Annotated in this window: 5 protein-coding genes; 4 read left to right on the top strand and 1 reads right to left on the bottom strand. The window is 36.3% G+C overall.

The window, feature by feature from the left end:
• The first annotated feature begins 65 nt into the window (after positions 1-65).
• Positions 66-626 (top strand): hypothetical protein, encoded by a 561-nt coding sequence (locus G5B11_RS18140; protein WP_173729267.1) that lies wholly within the window; start codon positions 66-68, stop codon positions 624-626.
• 60 nt (positions 627-686) lie between these two features.
• Here the strand turns inward: G5B11_RS18140 and G5B11_RS18145 are convergent, their stop codons facing one another.
• Complete coding sequence (locus G5B11_RS18145; protein ID WP_173729268.1) at positions 687-902, bottom strand: helix-turn-helix domain-containing protein; 216 nt, start codon at positions 900-902, stop codon at positions 687-689.
• Positions 903-1,245: 343 nt separating this feature from the next.
• Here G5B11_RS18145 and G5B11_RS18150 point away from each other — a divergent pair, with 343 nt between their 5' ends.
• From G5B11_RS18150 to G5B11_RS18160, 3 genes are all read left to right on the top strand, one after another.
• Complete coding sequence (locus tag G5B11_RS18150) at positions 1,246-3,840, top strand: hypothetical protein (RefSeq protein WP_173729269.1); 2,595 nt, start codon at positions 1,246-1,248, stop codon at positions 3,838-3,840.
• A 920-nt stretch (positions 3,841-4,760) separates the two neighbouring features.
• The gene (locus tag G5B11_RS18155; protein WP_244093077.1) at positions 4,761-4,988 is read left to right on the top strand and encodes a helix-turn-helix domain-containing protein; all 228 of its coding nucleotides are present in this window, start codon (positions 4,761-4,763) and stop codon (positions 4,986-4,988) included.
• A gap of 147 nt (positions 4,989-5,135) precedes the next feature.
• Positions 5,136-5,594 (top strand): hypothetical protein, encoded by a 459-nt coding sequence (locus tag G5B11_RS18160; protein WP_173729270.1) that lies wholly within the window; start codon positions 5,136-5,138, stop codon positions 5,592-5,594.
• Positions 5,595-5,704 lie beyond the last annotated feature (110 nt).

Consider the following 5,704-nt stretch of genomic DNA (forward strand, 5'->3'; position numbering starts at 1 on the left):
TCGTAAAGCGGCCGTTCTAAAACAGAATGGCGGCCGCTGAGCCCCGTAAAATGCAGATGTGTTGTTTGCTGATAACAGTTCCTGTATCAGCGGCTAAAAAGCCTTCAAAGAAAACAGTTGCTAAAGCATATGAAAAATTTTTGAAAAAACATATTTGGAATTCCAGACGTTATACAGGTCAGGGAGAAACTATCGATACTTTTGTCGATATCAATAAGGATGGTATCCCAGAACTTGTGGTTCAATATCCTAATGGTACTAAATATGGCGTTCTTGTATATACCTATAAAAAAGGTAAAGTTGTAAGAATGACGTCTAAAAAAGGCTATATTGGAATATCATCTGTTTCTCAGCAAAAAAATAAGAAATATCTTGTATTACAATGGACACAGGATAGAGAGTCTAGTGGATATGACGTTTACCAAATGAAAGGAACGAAGCTTAAACTTGTCTATAGATATACATATAAGTATGAATCCTTAAGTGAATTTAACCAGGGAGGATATGATTATATTCCTCGTAAGAATGGTAGGTATATTGGATATACTAATTATGACAAATTTGAGAGATCACTAAGAAACTGCAAATACCAGGATTATAAAGATTGGATGTTTTTCTGTTACTAAGGAATAGTGGTGTTACGGGGCATGTCAGCGTGACATGCCCTGTTTTCTTTTTTATTTGAATCATAATTGAGAAGCATTCAGGATATAATTCTCCAAAGCCATTCTGCTAATCTTCCAGGTAGCCCCCATGCGGAATCCTTTAAGGCTGCCGTCATTAAGCAATTCATAAACTCTGTTCTTTCCCACTCCGAGATACTCAGCAACTTCTGAGACACCTAAAACGGTCAAAATAGAATCTTCCTTCCCTGCAGGTACTGGATTAGATGTGGTTGGCATAATTTTTACCTCCTGTCTGATATTTGGTTTTATTTATATGTGAGTAAGGTTAGTTTTGTAAGAAATAAATATAAGCAGAACAGTCCTGTAAAAATGCTATAGATGAATTTCAAATGCCATATAAAGTTTTCTCAAGCTCAAACACTTATATGAACCGTAACTGGAGCTGTTGAGAGCTGATATGAGCAGATTGTAAGAAAATGTGTATTTAATAAAAAAGCTTATAGTGTTTAAATAGAACATTCCTCGTTTGCTTACAAACTGCCATACCATGTCCCCAGAGTGACCAGTTTAGCTTGAATAAAGTATATGTCAGTATGAAATTTATCGGAAAGGAAGTACAATGTACGTAAATGTAGATTCTAACAAATATAAGGATATGACACTTGCTTCATTACATAAGGGACTGATCGCTGACCGTTTTAAGAAGAGAGAGAGTATTCAAGATTTAACGATAGAAGAAATTATAGAGAGTGTTGGAAATAATGGACAGGCTTTTTGCAGGGCTTTATTAGATGGTGGAACAGATGAGGGAAACTTTGTAGGACAGACGCTTTTAGTATTGGAATTTAATGGTGATCTGAAATATCGTGAGTTTAAAGAAAAATGCGAAAAATATAGCTTGTCCTATACTTTTACATATAAAACACTTGGAAGCTGTGCAAGCAAAAAGGGATTTGCAGCTGTTTTCCTGATGGATCACGAGATAAAGAATCCTGCATTTGCGAAAGCTGCTAATGTTCTGCTAAAGGCATTTTTTTCAACTGTGGATGCAGACTACCTTAATTTAGGCAAGTATTTTCTCGGAGGAAAAGGGATAATAGAGAAGAATTCGGGCGCGAAAATTAATATTGTGGAGCTTGCAAGGAATCTGGAAATTTATTATTGGGAGACAAAGGGGCGTAATAATAGTAAGGAACTAAAAAGACTTGGAAAAAAGAGCGGGATATGTGTTAAGAACGGAGAACTATGTATTTACAATGAGAATGAATTTGATTTAGAAGGAATTGAAGACAAAATTAATGACAGCGGTATAATTATGCTGCCATATAGCGAAGGCAAAGCGTGTGAGGGAGATTCTGCGAAAGAGCGGAAAACAAGAAAGGATATTCCCATACTGACCGGATATGACCAGGAATCATTATGTAAACTCTGTCCTCTGTTAAATGACTTTGTTAATGGAAAAGACGTACATTATGATTGGGAGTTCCTTCTTGCGACCAGTCTGGTACATATAAAAGGTGGAAAAAAATTATTTTTGGATAATTTGCGGAAATCTGCTGGTAAATGGGAATATAATTTGAAGCATTATATATCAAATGGCAGTCCTATGTACTGCGAAAAGTGTGAGACACCCTGTCCATATTATAATAGATGTAAAGGTAAATCCCTCTATGACAAAGCAAGCAGGAAAATCAGAAAATTAGAAAGCACAGAGATTTTTTACGAAATTGATAAATGTGTATCTGTCCTTAAAGAAATGCTTGAGGAAGCCGTAGCTGCCAGGAATACAGATATCTACATTATAAAAGCACAGACGGCTTTAGGAAAAACGGAACAGTACGTGGAGATTGTAAAAAAATGGACTGGTAAGAAATTTATCATAGCAGTACCAACAATCAAGCTGCAGCGTGAGGTGGCTGAAAGAATAGAAGCCAAAGGGGTTACGTGTGAAATAACGGAAAGTATTTATACGAAGATTACACAACTGGGTCTTCCGGAGCTAGAGGAAAAACTTAACAGGGATTTTTCACAGGGGTTCACAAGGAGAGGAAAAAAGGCCATAATAGAATATAAAAAGGAACATATGGATGAACTATCCCCAAGACAGTTAGAGATATTTAACGAGATACTGAAAAAAAGAAAAATAGGCTACAGCGGAGCGCAGTGTATTGTTACGACACATGCGCTTTTTTTAATGAAAGAATTATACAAAATGCAGGACTATGAAATTATCATTGATGAAGACCTGCTTATGACATTATTTCATTTTACAAGCAGTTTACCGCTGTCAGATATTGAGAAATTATTGGAACTGCCATTTATAGATGCGGATAATAGAGAGCAGCTTGAGAGAATTTTAAAACTGGATAATGAGGAAACCCTTCAAGTTAATTTCACCAGTCTGTCAGAATCAGCTTTGGAAAAGTTGTATGAGCAGAGAAATGAGTTTACAGGACCGGCTCCAAAGCTGTTTGATAGTACCCATGTTATTATGTGCAAAAATAAGAAGGAAATTGTGTTTATTAAGAAGTATGATTTCAAGGACTGCTGTAAGATGACCATATTATCGGCAACTGCGGACAGAACTTTATATGAGGATTATTTTCTTGGGAAAAATATTAATTTCAGAGAAGTTTACAAGGCTGAATATAAAGGAAAAGTGATCCAGTACACGGCACATACTCTCAGCAGAGCTTTTTTCAATAAAAATGGCGGGATAGATATTCTGGAAGAGATAAAGGAAAAGTATATCGGGGATATTCCGATTATCACCTTTAAAATGTTGGTACCAGACTCAGAAATCCATTTTGGTAAGACTGAGGGATTTAATGTATATCGTGGAAGGGACATAGCTGTAATAGGTACACCACATAATTCTTCGATTCTGTATAAAATAGTAGGAGCAATGCTTGGATATGATACAAGTGGAAGCTTACACAAATACCGTGTGGAAAGAAGCGGATATGGTTTTCTTATGATGAGCTATGCTGATAAGAATATGAAAAATATGCAGCTCTTCTTTATTGAGTCAGAATTGGAACAGGCAGTGGGAAGAGCAAGACTTCTGAGAGAGAACTGTACCGTATATGTTTTCTCTAATTATCCCTGCCAGCAGGCTGAAATTATTGAGAATCCATATCTGAGAATAAAAACAGAAGAGGATATAGGGAAAAATGAAGATGAAATAATCCAGAATGAGACGATAGAATATTAAGAATAAATTCTTCAGGAACATATATGTGGCGGACTCTGATCGAACAGGGTTGACAGTCATCCCTTAAAATATTATAAGCAACATACTTAAAATAGTAATATGGAGAGGAATATACGAATCGGGCACTGTCAGGATTGATACATCTGCCTGGCAGTTAGCCAGAAATATTATAATTTCTGGCTAGGCGGGAATCAGACACTTCGGTTGGACGGAGACATGTCTGGCAGTATCCCGGACATGTATGTTTGGGAGAGGGCGTATATTCCGTGAAAGAGATGTTGAGAAGGTCACAAATGTCATTGGCATTTGTGACTATTGATTTGCTAAAAGCAATAATATGTTAATATGCGACATGGGTAGAAATGTTTGAAAATTTCAGTGGGAAGGATTGAGGCAAATGAATAAAGACCAGGCTCGCGCGAAGCGATAGAGCCTGGTCGCCTAGGCATTTGTCTCAAGACTTTACAGTGAAATTTCTCAAAGATTTCTATCCGTGGAACTGATTATATTTAACTTGATAAGAGAAGGCTAATTATAATCTCCCACGAGGTTTTGGCACGATGCGATAGCAGAGTGACAACAACCGAGTCAATAAAACAAGGACACTGATAATTGCATTATAATTAGGCTGTTTTTATAACTAAAGAAATGAAAAAGATTCATCCTCAAATAGTAGTGCAATGGAAGATTATTATATTAGACAAAATAACTCATATATGGAAGAATAAATTTGTTATTATAGTTGGTATCAGTAAAACACGATACATAAGAACCAGAACATATCTTCGCTTTAGTAAATTTTCTTTTTTTGTATAAATACTTTTTAAAACACAACTAAATACTTGCATAATATACCTCTAATAAAATGCTGGGATTGAAGGTAAAATAAAACCAGTAATGATGAACGGAGGTGTATTTACTTGCAGATAGAAGAGTATATTGCTGGGAATATAAAAGATTTATGCAAGAAACGTCATGTAAGTAAATACAGACTGGCACAGCTGACAGGAATTGCACAGTCTTCCCTTGGGAGGATCATTGCAAATGAGAGTACACCATCATTACAGACGTTTGAAAAGATATGCAGTGTACTGGATGTAACACTATCTCAGTTTTTTCAGGATGAAAAAAAATCATCTGACGGATAAACAGAATGAAGTGATGGAGATATGGAATGATCTGAGTGCTGACGAGCAGGATGTTGTATTGGCAATGCTCCGAGGACTTAAGAAATGAGGGAACAGTTCGGACGTATTTGTTTAACTGTTCCTTTTTTGTCTGTAAGGTGAAGATGAATGCTGATAGAATGTAAATATTATGACGTTGCAGCTAAGGAAATGGAAGAACTGGATAAGCAGATAGCAGAAGAATCTGAGAACCTTTCTGAAGAAGAATTACAGCTGGAAAATGACCGAAGAGATTTTCAGTTAGCAGAAATCATCAGAAGCTTTAAAGAGAAGGAAAAAATGAAAGAGATTGTTCCGGATCCCGAGAAGAATGCTTTGTTTATCAGACTGCAGAGATCTTCGATGGAACTGGCTAAGTTATTGGAATTGAACATTGTGACCATGAAAAAAGATGATGATACCTATGGGTATATTGAATTATCTTATGGAATTTCCTGGATTCTTTCAGATTCTCCGAAGATGTGTAAAAAGACAATGGCAATGTTATATGAGAATGCAGATCAGATTTGTTCTGAGGTAAAGGATAACTGTGTTGTACAAAGGTTTGAGTTCGAATTGGAGAAATAGAAACGATAGTGGCAATATCTTTGACTACAAGGTATAATATTACCACAAATCGAAATTGTGCGCCCAGACAAGGGCGAGTAGTCTAGCAGGTGGAATGCCTGTCTGGTAAG

The sequence above is a fragment of the Blautia glucerasea genome, assembly GCF_013304385.1.
GTDB lineage: Bacteria > Bacillota > Clostridia > Lachnospirales > Lachnospiraceae > Blautia_A > Blautia_A ammoniilytica.